Below are 19435 nucleotides of genomic sequence, written 5' to 3' on the forward strand. Positions count from 1 at the left end.
ATATATTATCTTTTTAGCAAATCTCATATGGGAATCCAGTTTTCAGGTACACGCTTTCAATATGGACGCTTTAGCGGATTGGCCGTTATCATTATTCATTAAAATTAAGGCAGTCGGATGAAGAAGGAAAATGCAATAAGTAGCCTATGGCAGTTTTTACAATCTAAATGGCAATCATTTATCGTGTTCCTTTCCCTTCTGTCTATCAGCATCTATCTCACGCTAAGCGCAGCAAACTTCTGGTTTGCCAATCTTGCTTTATTAGCTTTAATTATCATTGGAGGAATCCCGTTATTTTTGCAAATATTTTTAAAACTGCTAAAGGGTAATTTTGGTGCGGATTCCCTGGCTGCAATTGCTTTAGTCACAGGGATCATCTTGCAGCAATATTTGGCTGCATCGTTAATAATCCTGATGCTAGCCAGTGGTCAGACATTAGAGCGTTATGCGCGGCATAAAGCGTCTTCTGTTTTAATGGCATTGGTGAAGCGAATGCCCAGTTTTGCCCACCGGAAGATTAATGGTGAAATTTCAGATATTCCAGTGGCTGACATTCATATTAATGATGAAATTGTGATTTATCCGCATGAAACCTGCCCTGTTGATGGCATAGTCATTGAGGGTAATGGTTCCATGGATGAATCCTATCTTACCGGAGAACCTTATCAAATCTCCAAGGCGCTCGGTGCATCCGTTTTATCAGGAGCTATCAATGGAGAATCGGTGCTAATCATTCAAGCGTCGAGGCTGCCAGTCGATTCACGGTTTGCGATTATTGTGAAAGTTTTAGAAGAAGCAGAACAAAAACGCCCTTCGATTCGCCGATTAGGGGATCAAATTGGGGCTATTTTTGCACCCCTGGCCTTGTTATTCGCAGCGGGCACCTGGTATTTTACAAATGATGCCATCCGTTTTCTTGCGGTACTGGTTATTGCTACACCATGCCCTTTATTAATCGCTATCCCCATTACGATTATTAGTGCAATTTCCCGGGCTGCAAAGCAGGCTATTATCATTAAAGACCCAATTGTTTTGGAGAGGTTACCTACCTGCAAAACTGCTATTTTTGACAAAACAGGGACACTGACCTACGGAAAACCCAGCTTAACCGAAATTCATAGCACTCCAAATTATACAAAAGAGCAAATCCTGCAATATGTCGGCAGCCTTGAGCGTTATTCCAAGCATCCTCTTGCTACTGCTGTAATTAAAGCAACAAAAGAGCGGCATATTGATTTATTAGAATCCACGGATGTGTCGGAGAAGCCTGGACAGGGTTTAAACGGTATGATTAATCATCGAAAAGTGAGCGTTACCAGCCGAAAAAAATTATTAGAGATGTTGCCTGACTCTCAATCATTACTCCCTCCCGTTTCCCCAGGTTTGGAATGCATTATTTTAATTGATAGCCAATATGCGGCAACCTTACATTTTCACGATGCACCAAGAGCAGAAAGCAAATCATTTATTAGCCATTTGAAACCCGCCCATCAATTTAAAAAAATTATGTTGGTTTCCGGAGACAGGGAGTCCGAGGTTAATTATCTGGCGGAATTAATTCCGTTTACAGAAATACATGCGTCACAAAGTCCGGAGCAAAAATTAGCTATCGTGCGCAGTGAAAGAAAAAAAGCCCCTACTGTGTTTATGGGGGATGGTATCAATGATGCACCCGCTTTAACCGCAGCCACTGTAGGAATTGCTTTTGGACAGCATAGCAATGTTACTGCCGAGGCTGCCGGCGCTGTAATTATGGAAAACACGTTAAATAAAGTAGATGAATTACTACATTTAAGTATCGCTACGAGAAATATTGCAGCACAAAGTGCTATAGGAGGAATGCTTTTGAGCCTTGTGGGTATGGGATTTGCCGCAACAGGTTATATTAATCCGGTTTGGGGTGCAATTTTGCAAGAATGCATTGATATTCTTGCAATTGTTAATGCCCTGCGCCTGGCCTTTGGATCCGAAATTAAAATTGATTTGCCGAATGGTTAAAGCGTTTAATCAGCTAAGTAAATCAAAATAATTATGGATTATGGTGATTATCTTTCCTGAATCAAAATACAGTTTGAAACTGCCAAACTTGAAGAGAGGTAAAATAACACGGCGCGCCCTAATCTGTCCTACTATTATTGTCTGACGAACGAAGAGGCTAAAATTTATACAGTATTCTGTCTTATAATCTAATATATCTTTAAAAATATTCCAAAACCATGCCTTTACCATCTATTCAAGCCTTACAGAAAATAACAGAGCCTTCCCACATTCCAGCTACAGCTTATGTCTATGTCGAGTCCAAAGAAAGCAGTAAGGGGGAATTTGTAAGCACTTCACTTGCTATTGGCAAAAAAAACATGAACGATGCTGGCGGGAATGATGTAGATAGTGATACCCAATTTCCGGCTTCTTCACTGAGTAAAATTGTCTTTACTTATTTGGTCTTACAATTGGTCAAAGAGAAGCAAATTGATTTGGATGAACCCTTACTCCCTATTTTGCAAAAAAAAGGCCAAGAGTATGAACGACTTAAGGTGAATGGTGAATACCCTGAAAAAGCGATGCATTTAACAGCGCGGCATGTTTTATCACACACCACTGGCTTGCCCAATTTTGGAACAGGGTCTGACTTGTCCTCTCCATTATCTTTTGCGGATGGTTCAGAGCTGGGCAGCGGATATTCCTATTCCGGGGAAGCATTTCTTTTCTTACAAAAAACCCTTGAGATAAAAACGGGAAAAAATTTAGAGACCATGGCAGGAGAATATGTGTTTGGACCTTTAGAAATGGGGCATTCCACATTTTTACCTCAACCAGGCAGCAGCAATATTGTGATGGTTCATACGGAGCTGGGGCAAGCAACACCAATTCATGAGAGTATTGCTGATCTTAGATATGAGCTTGAATTAATGTCATCATTGTCAGCCCTTAATAACGCTGAAAAGGGTATAATATACTTATCTGAAAATCCCCCTAGGTACTATGTGAAGGGAATGGCAGAACCCGACTCTATTCCTTCGGGAGTTGATTTAACTAACCTGGTCGCAAAACTGACTAATCTTTCATTCAAAAGCGATATCCTGGCGATAACATCAAAAGCAGGGCATACCCCTCACCTTAATGCGGCCGGAACACTACTCACTACGTCCAATGATTTTTCAAAATTCATGACTGCCTGGTTAAAGAATATGGACGATCCTGTTTTCCAGCAGGCATTTGAGTTCGAAACGAGTTTCGCACTTTCGAGTTTGACACTAGAAGAGTTTGTGCAACTCAGCAAAGCGGATAATGTCTCTGGATTTCTCAAGAATGCAACAGCTGATAATTATAAGCTTGTTTCTTTCAGCAAAACCGAATTGTATGAGTTAAAACGCGTAATAAACGAATCTACCCAAGCAGAAACAAGGGCATTGAGCACCAGACTTGTGCCAACAAAAGTTTATAGCATCACGGAAACCTGCGGGTTAGGCTGGCACATTTATAAAAATGCAGAAAATAAAGTAATTGCTTACCAATATGGTGAAAACCCTGACACGCGCTCTTTTATGGCAATTAATGTCACCGATAAAAAAGGGGCGGCATTTTTTACAAATTCTGAGCAGGGAATGAGTATTGCCACTCAAATATTGAGTTCTGCTGATTTAGCACCAATTGGTGAGACACAAGCATTATTTGAAAAAATGCCTCAATATCCTCAAAGTGATAAACCGGGATGGAAAGAAACACTGGAAGGGATGATAGCAGAAAATGGGGGTGGGGTTGGGGCTGTTAAAAAAGCAAGGAGTCATTTTGAGGCAGCGATTAGGTCATCGCCTGGTGACCAATCTAAACAACTGCGTCTGGATTGGTTTAATCTGGTGCAGAAGTACCAAAAAGGAAATCAGGAATTCCTCCCGGTTTTGGGAACATTTGTGGGAGTTTATCAGAACCCCTTTAAGGAGAAGCGAGAGTTATTTATCAAAGAGGGCGGTTTAATTTGCAAGGAATTCGACAAGGAAATTAAACTGGTAAGAATCTCAGAGACTGAGTTTTTACCTGAGAAGAATCAAAATTTCAAAATAAGCATCAAGGGGGCGCAAGTAAGCATTGAATTTCTTCATAGCGCTCCGAAATACTTATTTGAACAGTCTTTACCAGAATCTCATCAACAGGCTTCATTTATTGCTGCGCTTTCCCAATTGCCAGATCAGCCTGTTCAGGATGTCCAGGCAAGGGAAGCAGAAAATTTAGAATCTGCCCGCGAAAGAACCCAACGATTTCGAAATGCTTTAGCTGTCGATCTCGCTGATAGAACTCAACCTGCTGAGGCGCTTGACGAAAACACCGAAAAAGAAAATTTACCTTCTTTTTCACACAATAAGATCAACAAGTACTACGCTATATTTTCGAGTTAAAGCCCTCTCCATACTTGAGAGGAGGATTAAACTGTTTAACTTTAAATCATTATGTATTATAATTGTCGCTCAATGAATACGTGAATAGTTCTGAATATGCGCATACCCTTAAGAGAACCTTTATCGCCCCGCTACATCTATATCAATAAAGGTATAATTCATCTCATGGTACCGGTTGTTGGAGGCCAGGAGATTAGTACGGATAATACCTGCCGGGCGAGGCTAGCCTTAAAAGATTTTTTTGAAGGCGGAGCACTTCAGGAGTTAAATGCTTACAAGGATGCATTAATTTTTGATATTGCCTTGCTTGAAGCAGGCAATCCGCTACGAATAGAGAAGGAAGGCAGGCTTACCCAGATAGAAGCTTATATAAGTGCCGCTTCAAGCATGCAGAGCGGTTCTGAGCATGCTCCAATGAGCTATAATAATGCAATAAACGCTTATTTAGCCAAGCCTTCCAATCTATACAGCATTCAATTAAGACCCCGATACCAGGATAGCTTTTCCATTGTCATTAACCCTGCTTTTAGTCTTGAGCGAAAGAATGATGCCACAGGAACGCCCTTGTCTGCCTTGTATAATGCCATGCAAGACATCTTCCCCAGCACAGAGATTGCTCTTCAAGATCCACGGTCGGTGCTTACCACCGCAGTATTGGAGGCATTACCTGAATCGCCGGGTTTTAAGAAAATCAGAAAGGTTCTAACTCAAAAATGCAAAGAATTATTTAATCAGGACATTGATTTTACAAGTTATTTTAGGCGGGTGGGTGATAAAGCGTTCAAACAAATGGTAGACCAGAATCACATCAATGAGTTATTGAGATGTGGACCAACAAACCCTGCAACACCAGAAGAAAATATTGATGCCCTTTTAGATACTTGCGCGTTAAGGATGTGGGTAACCATTCCAGCCAACACTTCTTTTTTTTATAGCATTCCAGACAACATCCCTGTTGATATAAAAACAGAGAGCCTGTCCATCATGACTCAATTTTTTCTCGCCAACCTGAATGTGTATTGCAAAGCGAAAGGGATAAGCACGCAAAATTTTGGCGTGATTTTAGATGCATCCACTGATTTAAGCAAAGACTTAGTGCAGCTTGTGTCGAACACATTAAGTACGGGTGGCGAGGTGGAAAAAGCGATTTGTACGTTTTGTAATGCCAAAGCGGAACATTTTGCGCTGTCGCGTGCTTTGAATGAAAATGATATTACAGCCGTTCAGCAGAAATTTGAACGGACCTGGCTCACGGTAACTGGCACTGATGAAAATCCCCATATGGATGATTTTATGATTTTAGATACCGAGACAGCGGGGGAGGCGGTGAAGTTTGTCGTTCACCAGGGCGCTATTTGTGCTAACTTTGCCGAAGTCGTCGACCCTGTAGCCGCATGGGCTACCCCTGAATACTTTGCCAGGGTTCGAACGGATTTTGCTGCACACGATGGGGTAATTCCTTCCCAGAATGAAGTGGTGGTTACCGAAATCGATGTAGAGATTGAAACGTTGCTGACCCGGCTCAGTGAAAGTCAATTGAACTATCTGCCCCAGACCGTTCAAGACGAATGCCGTGCGCATCCCATCTACCCGAGCATGTATTTCCTCAAGGAGGTGGCCCGTGGCAGCCAAGATGTGGCCGAAGCTTTTTTAGACAGAGCAGAAAACAAACAGACGCTGCTTAAGACCCCCGCCATTTTCACCGATTACTCGGGGCGAACCTTTAACTGCACTGCCTATGAATACGCCTATTGGGCGAAAGACACCCATATGCAACGCATGCTGGAGCGCCATATGGATGAGGAGACCAGGGCGCAAATGCTGACCCGCATTAATGCCATAGAGGCCGCCGGACTTCGCTATCAACAACATGGCGAGGAACACTGCTCCGCTCATTTTGATTTTGGCCCATTAAAGCAGGCACTCCAAGCCTTTGTAAATGGTTATGATGGTTGGTGTGATGCTGATAATTTAATTGCCATACAGGAAGCATGGATAGCGGTCGGCAAAGCGCAATGCGATATACCTGCCCATGTCGCCCAGGAATATTGCCGAAAAGATCGGTCCTTTGCCCCTGTGCCTACATTCAAGGAAGAAAGCTTACCCCGGGGGTTAACAATTTATAATTGGTCAACTGGATGCCATGATTCCTGGTTCTCCCAGGCGGGTCTCGGCTCTAAATTTGCGTTATTACGGTGGAGCTTTCAAGTGACTGCTAATCTGGTGCTGTGGCCCACCTCGGAGGGTGTGAAGGCCGATTTGGCAGCTATAAGCCGCCTCGATGAAGTGAGAACCGAGGAGCTTTTGCAGGCGCGTGCAAATTTAACCCCAAAGGTAATGCGTGAAATCCGGGGACGTATCCACCAATTTTTTCAAGAGGTGGAGGCCAGACAGTCTTTAGCGGATCCCCTGTTATGGAACACTGAGCCAGAAATGACTGATGAAAATATTACACCGGTGCATTCACAAAGCGGAACTGGACTTTAAAGCAGATTAGAACAGTATGCAGTGGAAATTTCCGGTGAAGACAGGGAAATTGTAGCAACCGCTTCCTCCTTCCTACTCACACCTCTGAGCATTGTTAGACGACATTAAATACTTTAGTATTAACTGGAAAAAAATTCTCCCAATATCCAGGATTGTCTATGTCTAATAATACAGGGAAAGTATTTGTCGCTGCTTTTTTATTGCAGTTCACAGTTCCCGCACTGGTTTTTGCTGCCTGTACACCGGGGCCTGTTGTAGTTTGCACGGGTGTGACAGTGACTAAAGTAGGGAACGGCCCTGCAAGTGATGACTGGCAAGTAACATTAGATCCCGGCGCTTCTATCACTACAGGCGATATGCCGGCTATTTCATTAGGCGACAGGGCCATCATTATAATTGGTGAAAATGCCCTGGTTTCGAATCTAGGCGATAATAACGGCGGTGGGTATGGCGCCGGGCCAAACACGATAGAATTTAATATTCAATCCAGTTTGACTATTGGATTGGGCGCCCGGGTTGAAGCAAATGGACCAGGGCTGTTTTCAGAGGCCGTCAATCTTATCGGCGATGGCAATGTCATAACAAATTATGGCACGATTAAAGCCGGGAATAGTACGGCCATCTATTTTCAAAACCAAAACACAGGATTTGGACAAAATATTGTCAACAATTTTGGGACCATTACAGCGGGACCGAGCAATGAAATAATAGGTCAATTTGGTACTGAGGGAGTTATTTTTACCCAGCAAACAGGCGCTATATTAAACGGAAATTTAAGCTTCGGCGATGGTGATGACACGTTAAATGTTTATACGGGCTCTGTCATTACTGGCTCAGTGAATGGCGGTGGCGGTTCAAATACACTGACACTCAACGGTTTGGGATCGGATACTTTATCGGGTGAGTTTAATAATTTTGGAACTTTAATCAAACAGGATAGCGGCATCTGGACACTTTCCGGTTCCTTGGGAAATTATGATAATGCTCATGTCGCTAATCCTTTAGCTGCATCTGTAATAGCCGGAAAACTCATCTTAACAGGGAATAATACCAATTATCTTGGAACCATGCTGGTCGGCCCGGGAGGTATTTTATCCGGTGCTGCCAGCAGTCTGATGCCGCTTATTAGCGATAATGGATTGGTCGAGTTTAATCAGGTCATTAATGAAATTTATTCTGGTATCCTGACTGGCAGCGGGGGAGTGCAAAAAGTGGGGCCAGCTGCGCTTACACTTAATAATGTTCATTCTTACCAAGGGAATACCCTCATTGATCAAGGGGCATTGATTATTGGTGATTCCAGCAGCCCAACCGCTGCGCTTACTGGACCCGGTTCGGTTCAGGTTAATCCATACACCATTTTAACAGGTTATGGCTTGATTAATGGTATCGTTAATAATCAAGGCAGTCTGGGAGCAGGTAATTCTTTAGGAAACCTCGCTGGCAGTGCCATTGGAACCCTGACTCTCGGGTCTGATTTAATTAATGCCGGACTAATTAATATTGCCGGGCAGTTAGCGATCGGTAACGTTTTACAGGTAAATGGCAATTATAGTACGGGGATGCTTCAGGGCGCTTTGACGCTAAGCAGCTATTTAAATGCCGGAGGCCCCTTAGCCAATCAGCTCACGGACAGGCTGCTCATTGCAGGTAATGCCTCAGATAATACTGTCGTTACCGTCATTCCCTTTAACGCTGTGCCTTTTATAAGCCCGATGCCATCGGCATCCTCTGGCATTTCATTAGTCCAGGTTGCTGGCAGTGCGGCCTCATCAACCTTTCAGCTAATTAATAATGAACTCATTATTCCTAGTTTACCCTATCGATTCCAGCTGAATGCTTATGGACCCGATTCAATCAATGGTCCTGCTGATCCCTTGCAAAATTTGGTGGGTAATCCAGACGATTATTGGGATTATCGCTTACAAAGTGTCTACATGACTCCATCAGGTCCCGTGATCCCTAATAGGCCTGTCACAGAACCGCGTTTGGCTGTAGCCGTCCAGGTTCCGGCTTACATTTCTGCACCACAGGCATTGTTTGCTGCAGAGTTTGAAGATGTCAGTGAACTTCATCGCCGGCTTGGGGAAATTCGTAATGATAGGAATAAGAACGACTATGAGTTTTTTGTGCGAGGCTATGGCGAGCATTTGGATTATTCCAGCAATCGCAATTTCACTGAATATGGTTATAATTTTTCCAGCCGATATGCAGCAGTTCAATTTGGTTCTAATCTCATGAAAGTCCGGAATGAGGGAGGGATACTGCGTATAGGATTGGCAGGCGCATTGGGGGATCTTAACTTCAAACCCGATTCAATTGACGGGCAAAGCATCAATCCAGCCCATACCGAAACAGTGTCGGGCTTACTTACCTGGCAGGCAGAGTCAGGCTGGTACTGGGATGCTATTCTTGCCGGGGGGCGTTTTAATGGCCATATTGATAATCTTTCTCATAGCCGCTTAGCCAGGTTAACCGGTAACAACTTTGATGTGTCATTAGAGACGGGTTATCCCCTGCCACTGAATTGGCATCAGCTTGTCCTGGAGCCAGAATTACAAGTAGTTTATCAGCAGCTGCAACTTCATTCTCGAACTGATATCAATCAGATTTCTGTCGATTGGGAGCATCCAAGGCAAGGTATTTTCCGGGGTGGGTTGCGCTTAATACGGACTGAGAGCTCAACAAATCATTCTATTACAACATATCTTGAAGGCAATTTATTGCAGGGATTAGGGGGAGGGCATTCCGTTCAGATAAGCAATATTGGCTTTGCTACTGGAAAATTTGGCTCAATGCTGCAACTACGGGGTGGAGTGAGCGGCCACTTAAGCCCAAGCCTCACGATTTTTGGGGATATAGCCAATCAGCAAGACTTGGGAAACTATGGTTTCCATGGCTGGAGCTATAATGGGGGGGTACGATATGCGCTTTAAAAGTAATTTAACGAATTGAGTCAAAAAAGCGAATCGGTTATGCTTGGCCTAAACCGTTGAAGAAGTAGAAGATAACTTGATGAAATTTGATACAATATTGTTAACCATTAAGCGATTTATTACCGTTTTATTACCAATACTTCTGGTTGCTTGTACTCATCAGCAACCAAATGGTCCCGATCACTATGTGGTCAAAGGAAAAACATATCATGTAATGAAGTCAGCCAAACACTACAAAGCAAAAGGCGTCGCCTCCTGGTATGGCTCACGCACGCGGCATGCAAAAACAGCAACCGGAGAGCGCTACAACATGTATGCGATGACAGCAGCCCATCCAACACTCCCCATTTCAACCCGTGTGCGAGTAAAAAATTTAAATAATGGCCGAACGATTGTGGTTCGGATTAATGATCGAGGGCCTTTTTTATCGAACAGGATTATAGATTTATCCTTTGCTGCTGCAAAAAAACTCGGTATTAATGGTATTGCTCCTGTCGAAATCGAGGTGGTTTGAAGTTGCACGAACCAATTCTTAATTTTGGACAGTAAAATTAGCGTTGTCTAAAGATGAACATGAACAAACTCATTTCAATTTAAAAAAGAGTTTTTTCTGAATTTTTTTACTACTTCATGATTCGTATTATTAATTATTTGACCGCTAGAGTCTCCAAAGTTAGTATCCCCCTCTATTAACATCCATATAAAAAGATCATCTAAATCATCACTTGATCTGGTGCTGATAATATGAGAATCGAAATAGACGGTTGCAGTATAAATAAACATAATTATTCCTGGTAAAAGTGCATTATTGAGTATTAGAAAAGGTATAATGTGATTACAATTTCGCGGGAGGGAAAGATGTTTATACAATCTACTACTTATATTATAGTCCAATAAAAGCGAGTAGTGTGGTGACCCTGAAGGCAGGCCTAATGTGCCTGGATGGCTTGTCGGCGTTCTAAATTCCCAGTACAGCGAGACCTTTTTATGATAAGCTTCTGCTCAGTAAAAAAACGAGCAGATGAATGATAAAAGTCGGGCAATATAACCAGTTAAGAGTAATTAAAGAGGTCTCCTTTGGTGTTTATTTGGACGCTTATGATTGGGGGGAGGTTTTGTTACCCAATAAATATGTCCCCAAAAATACAGGCCTTGGCGATCTGGTGAATGTTTTTATCTATTTCGATTCCAATGATCGAATGATTGCCACAACATCCAAACCCACAATTCAGGTCGGCGAATGTGCGCTTCTGAAAGTGGTTGATGTGAATCGGGTCGGGGCATTTCTGGACTGGGGGTTGGATAAGGATTTACTGGTTCCCATTCCCGAACAGCAGCGCCCAATGGAGCAGCATAAGTCCTATCTGGTTTATGCAAAGCTCGATAATCAGGGCCGCATCATTGCCAGCTCCAAACTGGATCGGTTTTTGGGCAAAAAACCGGGCCAGTTTAAACCGGGCGAGGAGGTGGAAGTGATCATTGCTGAGACTACACCGCTTGGTCGCAAAGTGATTATTAATAACAGCCATTGGGGCTTGATCCACGCATCAGACATTTTTCAAACCTTGCACTATGGCCGAAAAATAAAAGCCTATATTAAAACAGTGCGTGACGATGGCAAAATTGATGTCGTTCTCAGGAAAACAGGGCAGGAAAATATCCAGGAACTGGCAAAACGGATAATGACTGAGCTCAATAAAAGCGGCGGCTTTTTGCCTTTGCATGACAAAAGCTCCTCATTGGAAATAATGCAGCGATTTAATGAAAGCAAAAAAAGCTTTAAGAGTGCCATTGGCCAGCTGTATAAACGCGGTGAAATTATCATCGAAGAGGGCGGGATTCGACTCGTCGAGAAGCAATAATCACCGACTTCATAAAAAGGATTGCAAAACGGCTCCCTCATGTGCACCTAAGGTAGACTCAGAATGTATTGTGCCGCAGCAGCGATCTTATTGATCAGTCCAGATGGCGATTACATGGGTCCCGCGGTCTTCGCCGCGGGAATACGGGCGGTCTTCGCCGCGGGAATACGGGCGGTCTTCGCCGCGGGAATACGGGTGGTCTTCGCGCGGGAATACGGGAGGTCTTCGCCGCGGGAAGACGGGAGGTCTTCACTGGGGAATACGACGGGACGAATCCCCGCGGCGAAGACCGCGGGGCCCATGCGCCGCTGAGCACAGGAGCCCCCGCCTTAGGGCAAAATTTAATTTAAAACAGCTACCGCATTAATCGGACTATACGCTACAAAACCTAACTCAATGCCTTGGCTGACCAGAAATACATAGCCTCCCTGGGTTCCTGCGAATAGGCTGCCAGCCGAATTGACAAAAAGACTGAATACGGTCTGCGCAATTGCGGTCCAGTTACCCCCGCCTGTTAATTCCGTACTGGAATAAACATATTCATTAGCGGTATTAACAAACAAGCTATTATTGGCGACATAAACGCCTTTCACCGCACTGCCGTCAACCTGGCCATTGATTGCTGTCCAGCTCAAGCCATTATTTGCTGAATAATAGACATTGCCGTTCCCTGTACCGGCATAAAATCCTGCAGCACTAATGAAAACTGCATCAACCGGGCTACCATCCAGGGGGGCGAGAGGGCTCCAGCTGCTCCCATTATTCGCTGAGGAATAAATAAGACCACTGGCAGTCCCTGCATAAAGGATGTTGTTATAAACAAAAACAGCATTCACTGCACTGCCATCAGGCGAGGTGCTTTGCTGCCAGCTGCTGCCATTGTTGGTTGAAAAATAGACAAATCCGTTGGCATTACCGGTATAGATCACCAGGGGATTGAGCCATAAACTATTAATAGCACTGCCGCCACCCGGCATTTGCGCTGTTGTTTGCCAATTGCCCCCGCCGTTGAAGGAATAATACAGATTACCGTTTTGAGCGCCGCTATAAAGCAGGGTATTGTCCGTAAATGTAACCTGCAGCTGGTGATTGGCGACAATGTTAGAAAGCGTAAAGCTGCTTCCTCCAGTTTGCGCTACCCCGCCGTCTACTATCCATTGATATACAGCGAAATTGGGTGATGGTGTCGCGGTAAATGACAAGCTGCTGCCGCTATTAACTGTTTGCGTCCCTGCAGGTGAAACATTGCCGCCATTGCCGGCACTGCTGCTGACCGTGTACTGGTTGATCGGGTGGACTGTGATATTCAAACTATTAAGGGGGCTTGGCTGATTGCAAAGAAAAGGACTGGGGCTGCCGTCAGGGCCCACTTGGCAAATAATGGGGCCGCCCGTAACTCTGCCCGGGAGCTGGTTAGCAATTACTTCAAGGCTTAATATGCAGGACTGTTTGGCCGTGAGGGTAAATGGGCTGGGGCAGATGCCGGCACCAGTCAATTGCCTTATACCGGGAATAGGCTTCAAGACAATGCTGTGCATTTTTAATGACTGATTCGTAACCAGATATTTGACGGTTGCCGTCTGTCCTGCCTTAAGCTGGAGGGCGACAGGAGTTTGTGGAGTCATTGTAAAGACTGGTGAACCGGCCTGGGTCAATCCGCTGATAAAGAATAGAATTAGCCCCTTGGATAGTGTAAAGAGTCGTTTTATGTTATTCACCGTTATTCTCACAATCTGGCCATTATTTGAATGAAGTTGGGCATGTTGGGCGAGCCGACACCTACCACATCATTCCAGAATTGATTTTCTACAATGCTAAGTGAAGAGTCCCAATTAAACCCAATATCCTGATTAAAAAATGGATCATGTAACTGGAAGGCGGAAAGAGGCCCCCCGTTGATCGGTGTTGCACCGCTGATGATCTGATGAGGCGGGGTAATCAGGCGAAGCGATTGGGTTTGCAATAAATTGGCGTTATAAATATACAAATAGGGGGCTGCGAGACCTATCGGTTTTGGACCTCCTGCCAGAGCCGCTCTGGCCTGGTTCACCAGGGTAAGTGCGCCCGAAAACAGAGGGGTTGCCAGGCTGGCCCCGCCATCCCAGCAAGGATTACAGCCGTCTGAATAAGTGAGCAAGCCGGTGTAAAGATCGCCCAGCATGGCGATATCGGGTAGGGCACGCTTGTTATTGGTTCCCAGAGGATAGCCGCCGACCTCAAAACTGCTGATAGCACTTTGCCAGGCGGGTGCACTGCGGAATTTGCTGACTCCGCCCATACTGCCGGAATAAAAGGAGCCATTGACTAATGTTCCCCAGCCCGTTTCAAACGCATAATTCCATTGGTTGTCGACAAACAGACTGGTGCCGCTGACCGCCGTTACATAGGCCGAACTAACAGGATATTGCACGCTGGGCTGGACACCCATGGCGGTGCAGGTCCAGCTGCTGTTATAGGTTTGGTCACCGCAGTCGCCGGCCGCGAAATTAACGCTTAATCCCTGTGCTGCAGAAAGTTGCAGAGGCGCTTCGAGTAATTCAAAGGCATGCTCGACATCATTGTCCCAGCTATTGGATACCACATAAGCATTGGGAAAACCGGCAATGGAGAAATTATTGCTGGTGATGGTGTTAAGGGTATGCGCCACTTCTGCATTATTTACATCATCGGTCATCACCAGAACGATATTGGCATTCGGAGCAATGGTGTGCGAGGCATCGATGTCCAGAATGATCTCGCCGTCCCAGCCATTGGGATTGGCACAGGGGCCGGTGTAGGGAGACCCATCGGGTTTGACTACCGCAAAATTACTGGCATCCAGTGCCGGTAAGCCATTTTCTGTGTTGTACCGGTGAACATGAGTCAATAACTGCGCTGGCGTTGAACTGCCGCAGCCATCAATAATGACAATAGTCTGGCCTGTGCCGTCGATGCTTACACCATTGACAGGCATCACCTGATCCAGCTGATAGACAGTACGCAAATGGTGTCCGGAGACACCTTCCAGTGACTTGGTTGTAGGGGTAGCGGCAGGCTTGAATGCATCCCAAATCAATGTTAATTCCTGAGGCTGCCAGTTTTGCAGGCTTGTTTCTTTCGCTTTGAAGCGCCGTTTAGGGCTGGCATAAGGGATATTACTAAAACCACTGATTCCCGCTACATGAGCCGCAATCTCAGGAGGAATAAGAGCTGCCTGGTCATTGCCATAAACAAGCTTGCCTTTATAGCGGTAATTATTTAGCTTTATGTGAAAAGTCTGCTCAATCTGCCGAGCGCTGGCGGTGATTTCCATATTGGAATACACTGGCTTGACCTGCATGCCATGACGGACAAAATAGGATTCTATTTTCTTAATAGTATCCTTATCGGGTGCATAATCGCGCTGAACGTCTTCGGCACTCAGGAAGCGTTGAAAATCAGGACTTTGCGGGTCGTATAATGCTTTGAGCAGTTTATCAAGTTTCTCTTTATTACGAAGGTTTAACCATAAGGTAAAGCGAATTTTTTTCTCTGGATTAACCGGTCCAAGCTGTCGGGCTTTCTGAAGCACTGACAGTTCAGGATTCGCCAGCCGGGTAACAGCCTGTGCAAATGAGTGCGCAGCAAGCATCCCTTGCAGCAATAAAATTAAAAATCCCTTTAAAAACATTATTAATCTCCAATAGATGAGATCTCAAGAAGCGATTAGAATGAAGGCGCTGCCAGGAAAAATGCAGGAAGAATTATTCTATGCAAAGACTGGATGAGAATCAATTGTGGATAAAAAACTTCAGCTTCTATCCAATCCGTTCGGCCTGAGGAGCCGCTTTAGTGGCGTCTCGAAGGCTTCACTACAAATGTTTTCCCCATTCGAATCCCCGCGGCGTCGACCGCGGGGCCCATGCCCCTGTTGGAGTAGCATGGCCCTCAGACAAGTTTCAATGTTGCCAAAAAATAGGATTTAACAGGTTGTCATAATAAGTCTTCTTAACATTAAATTAGCTTAGTGTGGGCCCCGCGGTCGACGCCGCGGGGATTCGGACGGTTAACTGTACGCGGGGATTCGATAGCTTCTAATTCTCATGCACTTATGTAGATAGCTGGCTTCAACCGCGAGTTTATCATGAAACCCCTCTTATGCTGCCGGGACTCTGAGTTTGTGCAGCGATGTCCTCCAGTAATTGTCTGAAGCCCGTAGCAATTTTGTCTGCATTGGGGATATGCAGTTGCTTATAGGTAGTTAATAGGCCAATGGCATGCATGCCGGCATTTTTGGCGGCCTCGATCCCATGTGGCGTGTCTTCAAACACCAGGCAGCGTTCGGGAGCTACGTTCAGTTTAGTCGCAGTCAATAAATAACCTTCAGGTGATGGTTTACCCGCTTTCACATCATCTGCAGTCACGATGGTGTGAAAATATTGTGCAAGATTGCCTTGCCCCACTTTGGAAAATACAGCAGAAATTTCACTTTTAGAAGATCCGCTGCAAATCCCTAATTGCTTCACTTTGGAAATGATTGTGAAAAGGAATTCTTCAAAATCTTCAATCAGGGGCAATTCGCTCCTGTTCTGAATAATGCGGGTGTAGGCGGTTACTTTCTGATCGATTAACGCATTGATCTCCTCTGCAGTAAAAAAGTGATTCTTGTTACGCATGAGGCGGGGAAACATTTCCTTATCAACAAAACCCAGATAGTGCTCTACATACTCCTCATAGCTGAGGGCTGTCCCTAAAGGCCTCAATACATGGCTGCAGGCTTCGTAGTGCAAAAGCTCACTATCAAAAATCACCCCATCGAAATCAAAGATGATTGCATCAATTTTCTTAAATAGTTCAGTCCAGGACATGCCTCACTCCAGAGGATTTCTGGTTGCCAATTATTTTAGTGTAGACAAGACTCGACCAAAAAGGTTACTAGTGGGATGATAATCAGTACTGTTAAGGAGCAGAAGTCTCCGCGATAAGCAGCTTATCGCGGAGATCAAAATTAACCGCAATGCCTTTCAAGCCAGCATTGGTCAGTGGCTTCGTCACAGATGCGGACCGTTTCACAGGGGACATAGTAGCGTGGTTCAGCGGGAACATTGATAATAACATTGGGTCCAGGCCCCCAGCCGCCGCCATAAACGCCACCCCAGCCATAACCGCGCTCATAGCCATGGTGATGGCGGTCGCCGTACCAGCCGCCCCCGCCATACACACCGTACCAGGCTTGTGCATTGCCTGAAAAAAACCAGCTTAAGAAAAAAGCCGGGATAAGCAATTTGCTGAATTGTTTCATACATTATTCTCCGAAAAAGCGGATAATTTGCTTTGGACTTTACCAGGACCCTGTTGGTTAAAACACAACGTCCGGATTGTTGTGAGTGAGAATAGACAGAGCAGGGCACAGAAGATTAAGTAAAATCCTGGTGCAAGCTTGTTTTCTGTGAATTTTATTAAAAGAGTGGCAAGCAAGGGCGTTAGTCCGCCGAATATCGCAAAAGTTATGTTGTAGGCGATAGCAATACCCGTAAACCGTATCGATGTAGGAAACAAGTCTATGAGCAGGCTTGGATAAACCATAATCATACTGCTTAAGAGAGCTATCAGCACTAAGGCTATTCCCAGGCTGCCTGTTGTTTCAAAACTTAAAACAAGAAAAATCAGATACGAAAAAATAGTAAAGCTGATGGCGCCGAGTCCAAGCAGCCGCCGCCGGCCCCAATGATCCGCATGCCAGCAGACAAATAAGAGCAGGAAGGTATAGATTATTAGCGTTGTGGAGCTGAACAGGCTGGCTTGTTGCTTAGGGTAAGTGAGAACAGTCGATAAATAACCCGGCAGATATAGAAATAATAGATTAATGACGACACAGGGGAGAACGGTTATCCCTATGCCTTGTAATATTTCCCGCCAATGATGATTGACCGCTTCGGCAAAAGGCAGGCGATTTTGTGAATGCTGTGATTGAAACGCCAGAAACAGGGGGCTTTCGCTCAGCTGACGACGGACAATAAAGCTGATTAGACCCAGAACCCCCCCGAGAAGAAAGGGGATGCGCCAGCCATAGCTCGCTAATTGCCCAGCGCTAAGAGTTTGGTTAAGCAGCATGCTCAGGCTATTGCCTAACAAAATTCCGATATTAAGAAAAGAAAAAATGACGCCGCAGGCGAAACTTCGCCGTAGTCTTACGACATGCTCGCAGGTAAACGTCAATGCACCGGGAATTTCGCCGCCAATGGCTAAGCCCTGGAGGACACGAAGCAAAATAAGCAGTATGCTGGCGCCGATCCCTAATTGCTCGTATGTGGGCAAGAGACCTATCAAAAAAGTCGGTACCGCCATTAGGATGATGGAGGCGAGAAACGTTTTCTTTCTCCCGTATTTATCGCCAAAATGGCTAAAGATGATTCCACCTAGCGGACGAATAAAATAGCCGATCGCAAAGACTGCATAGACGCTCATCAAAGAGGCCAGTGGATCCGTTTTTGGAAAAAAAATCTCACTGATTAGTGGGGCGAAAATGACATAAATAATGAAGTCGTAAAACTCCAGTGCACCCCCTAGGGCAGCGAGTACAATTATTTTTTTCTCTTGTGAGGATAAATGAAGCTGCGGCATGGAAATCGCCTTTCTGAAACTTCGAGCCTGGCAAAATATCACGAAATTCGGGGAAGTAAAAGTAGGGTATAGCACAGCGCAGTATGTACTCGACCTTACTGGGCTGCGCTAATTGCTTACATGTTTTGAGAAGGGTTAATGTCCATTTGCTCAAATGGTCGCTCCTTTTGCCGGAAGCCGAAGAAATGCAGTTTGTGGCGGCATTTTTTTTCATTCTGTTCTGGACAGAACCATGCGGGAAGAGGCGGCTGATCCTGATCCCTGGCGAAAGACGCCTCGAACTGCGGCTCTTTTAAGCGTTGAACAATTTCAGGATCGATACCTTCTGGCGACTGTAGATTTTCAAAGCCTGCATAATCTTTCTTTAAGTTGTTAAGTGTTTGCAAGATGCTGTGATTAATAATATTAAGCCAGCCTTCTTCACTAAAATGGAAGGCAATGGCCTTAAAATGGGATAGAAACATGGCTTGTAATTTGGGGGCGCTACCTGCATAGATTCCCGCTTCATAAACCAGTAAATAGCGCGCTAGTTCATTATTACGTAAGAAGGTATTGTCAAGGCTATTTGTTTCCTTGGCTAATGCCATTGAAGTGAACTGATGCAGATTCTGTAATGACAAATAAGGGCAAACCGCCAGAATAAAATCAATCATGGCTTCTTTTTGTGTATAGGCCGCATCACTGTATGTCAGCTTTTGATCGGAGGCCGCATTGATGGGGTGGTAACGGCTTCCTTGTAGAATCTCGCTCTCAAGATTTTTTATATCCTGGTTGGATAAATCGGCATTGAGTAACTGGCTGCCCCAGCGGCTAATTATCCCGCGGGTATGATCCATGGGCTTCCACAAATCTTTTTGTTTATTTTTGGATTCTCTTGCTGATCTTGTTCCGTTTGCCATAATCACAAGCTCCTTTGTTGTTATTGAGTGGAAACAACAGGAACTTTCTTCGGTGTTGCCAAAGCCCCTTAATTAAACTAAGCATAAATTTTGATTATGGACAACCTGAACTATATCAGGAGTTCCGAAGCTGGCTTGCTTCACTTCGTTCGCAAAGACGGGAGTGAATGGCGTATTAGGCACTTGCCCCGTCATTGCGAGCCTTGGCAAAGCAATCCAGATCGGAGCTTGAATGAGGCATCGAATCTGGATTGCTTCACTGCGTTCGCAAAGAC

The 19435-nt window shown here is 44.9% G+C and carries 12 protein-coding genes; 6 read left to right on the plus strand and 6 right to left on the minus strand.

The window, feature by feature from the left end; translation table 11 throughout:
• The first annotated feature begins 117 nt into the window (after positions 1-117).
• From DYH42_RS02275 to DYH42_RS02310, 6 genes are all read left to right on the plus strand, one after another.
• A complete protein-coding gene (locus tag DYH42_RS02275) occupies positions 118-1998 on the plus strand; it encodes a heavy metal translocating P-type ATPase (protein WP_058523161.1) in 1881 nt (626 codons plus the stop codon).
• Between the two features lie 218 nt (positions 1999-2216).
• Entirely contained in the window at positions 2217-4394 is a 2178-nt protein-coding gene (locus DYH42_RS02285) for a serine hydrolase domain-containing protein (RefSeq protein ID WP_058523159.1), read from the plus strand.
• Between the two features lie 96 nt (positions 4395-4490).
• Positions 4491-6881, plus strand: a complete 2391-nt coding sequence (locus DYH42_RS02290; RefSeq protein WP_065232799.1) for a hypothetical protein — start codon at positions 4491-4493, stop codon at positions 6879-6881.
• Positions 6882-7039: 158 nt separating this feature from the next.
• On the plus strand, positions 7040-9817 hold the full coding sequence (locus DYH42_RS02295) for an autotransporter outer membrane beta-barrel domain-containing protein (protein ID WP_058523158.1): 2778 nt from the start codon (positions 7040-7042) through the stop codon (positions 9815-9817).
• Positions 9818-9896: 79 nt separating this feature from the next.
• A complete protein-coding gene (locus DYH42_RS02300; RefSeq protein ID WP_058523157.1) occupies positions 9897-10331 on the plus strand; it encodes a septal ring lytic transglycosylase RlpA family protein in 435 nt (144 codons plus the stop codon).
• 511 nt (positions 10332-10842) lie between these two features.
• The gene (locus tag DYH42_RS02310; protein WP_058523155.1) at positions 10843-11679 is read left to right on the plus strand and encodes a CvfB family protein; all 837 of its coding nucleotides are present in this window, start codon (positions 10843-10845) and stop codon (positions 11677-11679) included.
• A 341-nt stretch (positions 11680-12020) separates the two neighbouring features.
• On the opposite strand, the gene DYH42_RS02320 is transcribed toward DYH42_RS02310, so the two are convergent.
• The 6 genes from DYH42_RS02320 to DYH42_RS02345 form a co-directional block, all read right to left on the minus strand.
• Complete coding sequence (locus DYH42_RS02320) at positions 12021-13397, minus strand: InlB B-repeat-containing protein (protein WP_131793049.1); 1377 nt, start codon at positions 13395-13397, stop codon at positions 12021-12023.
• A gap of 8 nt (positions 13398-13405) precedes the next feature.
• Positions 13406-15328, minus strand: coding sequence for a S53 family peptidase (locus DYH42_RS02325; protein ID WP_058523152.1), 1923 nt, complete (start codon positions 15326-15328; stop codon positions 13406-13408).
• A gap of 451 nt (positions 15329-15779) precedes the next feature.
• The gene (locus DYH42_RS02330) at positions 15780-16505 is read right to left on the minus strand and encodes an HAD family hydrolase (protein WP_058523151.1); all 726 of its coding nucleotides are present in this window, start codon (positions 16503-16505) and stop codon (positions 15780-15782) included.
• A gap of 140 nt (positions 16506-16645) precedes the next feature.
• Positions 16646-16939 (minus strand): hypothetical protein, encoded by a 294-nt coding sequence (locus tag DYH42_RS02335; protein WP_058523150.1) that lies wholly within the window; start codon positions 16937-16939, stop codon positions 16646-16648.
• Positions 16936-18261, minus strand: coding sequence for an MFS transporter (locus DYH42_RS02340; RefSeq protein ID WP_065232797.1), 1326 nt, complete (start codon positions 18259-18261; stop codon positions 16936-16938). The genes DYH42_RS02335 and DYH42_RS02340 overlap by 4 nt, the downstream gene beginning before the upstream one ends.
• Positions 18262-18377: 116 nt before the next feature.
• Complete coding sequence (locus tag DYH42_RS02345) at positions 18378-19160, minus strand: hypothetical protein (RefSeq protein ID WP_058523149.1); 783 nt, start codon at positions 19158-19160, stop codon at positions 18378-18380.
• Positions 19161-19435: the final 275 nt, after the last annotated feature.

Source organism: Legionella birminghamensis (genome assembly GCF_900452515.1).
In the GTDB taxonomy this organism is placed as follows: Bacteria; Pseudomonadota; Gammaproteobacteria; order Legionellales; family Legionellaceae; genus Legionella_C; species Legionella_C birminghamensis.

Coding starts and splice junctions, on each gene's coding strand:
- DYH42_RS02275 (WP_058523161.1), top strand. CDS start 118: ATGAAGAAGGAAAATGCAATAAGTAGCCTATGGCAGTTTTTACAATCT.
- DYH42_RS02285 (WP_058523159.1), top strand. CDS start 2,217: ATGCCTTTACCATCTATTCAAGCCTTACAGAAAATAACAGAGCCTTCC.
- DYH42_RS02290 (WP_065232799.1), top strand. CDS start 4,491: ATGCGCATACCCTTAAGAGAACCTTTATCGCCCCGCTACATCTATATC.
- DYH42_RS02295 (WP_058523158.1), top strand. CDS start 7,040: ATGTCTAATAATACAGGGAAAGTATTTGTCGCTGCTTTTTTATTGCAG.
- DYH42_RS02300 (WP_058523157.1), top strand. CDS start 9,897: ATGAAATTTGATACAATATTGTTAACCATTAAGCGATTTATTACCGTT.
- DYH42_RS02310 (WP_058523155.1), top strand. CDS start 10,843: ATGATAAAAGTCGGGCAATATAACCAGTTAAGAGTAATTAAAGAGGTC.
- DYH42_RS02325 (WP_058523152.1), bottom strand. CDS start 15,328: ATGTTTTTAAAGGGATTTTTAATTTTATTGCTGCAAGGGATGCTTGCT.
- DYH42_RS02330 (WP_058523151.1), bottom strand. CDS start 16,505: ATGTCCTGGACTGAACTATTTAAGAAAATTGATGCAATCATCTTTGAT.
- DYH42_RS02335 (WP_058523150.1), bottom strand. CDS start 16,939: ATGAAACAATTCAGCAAATTGCTTATCCCGGCTTTTTTCTTAAGCTGG.
- DYH42_RS02340 (WP_065232797.1), bottom strand. CDS start 18,261: ATGCCGCAGCTTCATTTATCCTCACAAGAGAAAAAAATAATTGTACTC.
- DYH42_RS02345 (WP_058523149.1), bottom strand. CDS start 19,160: ATGGCAAACGGAACAAGATCAGCAAGAGAATCCAAAAATAAACAAAAA.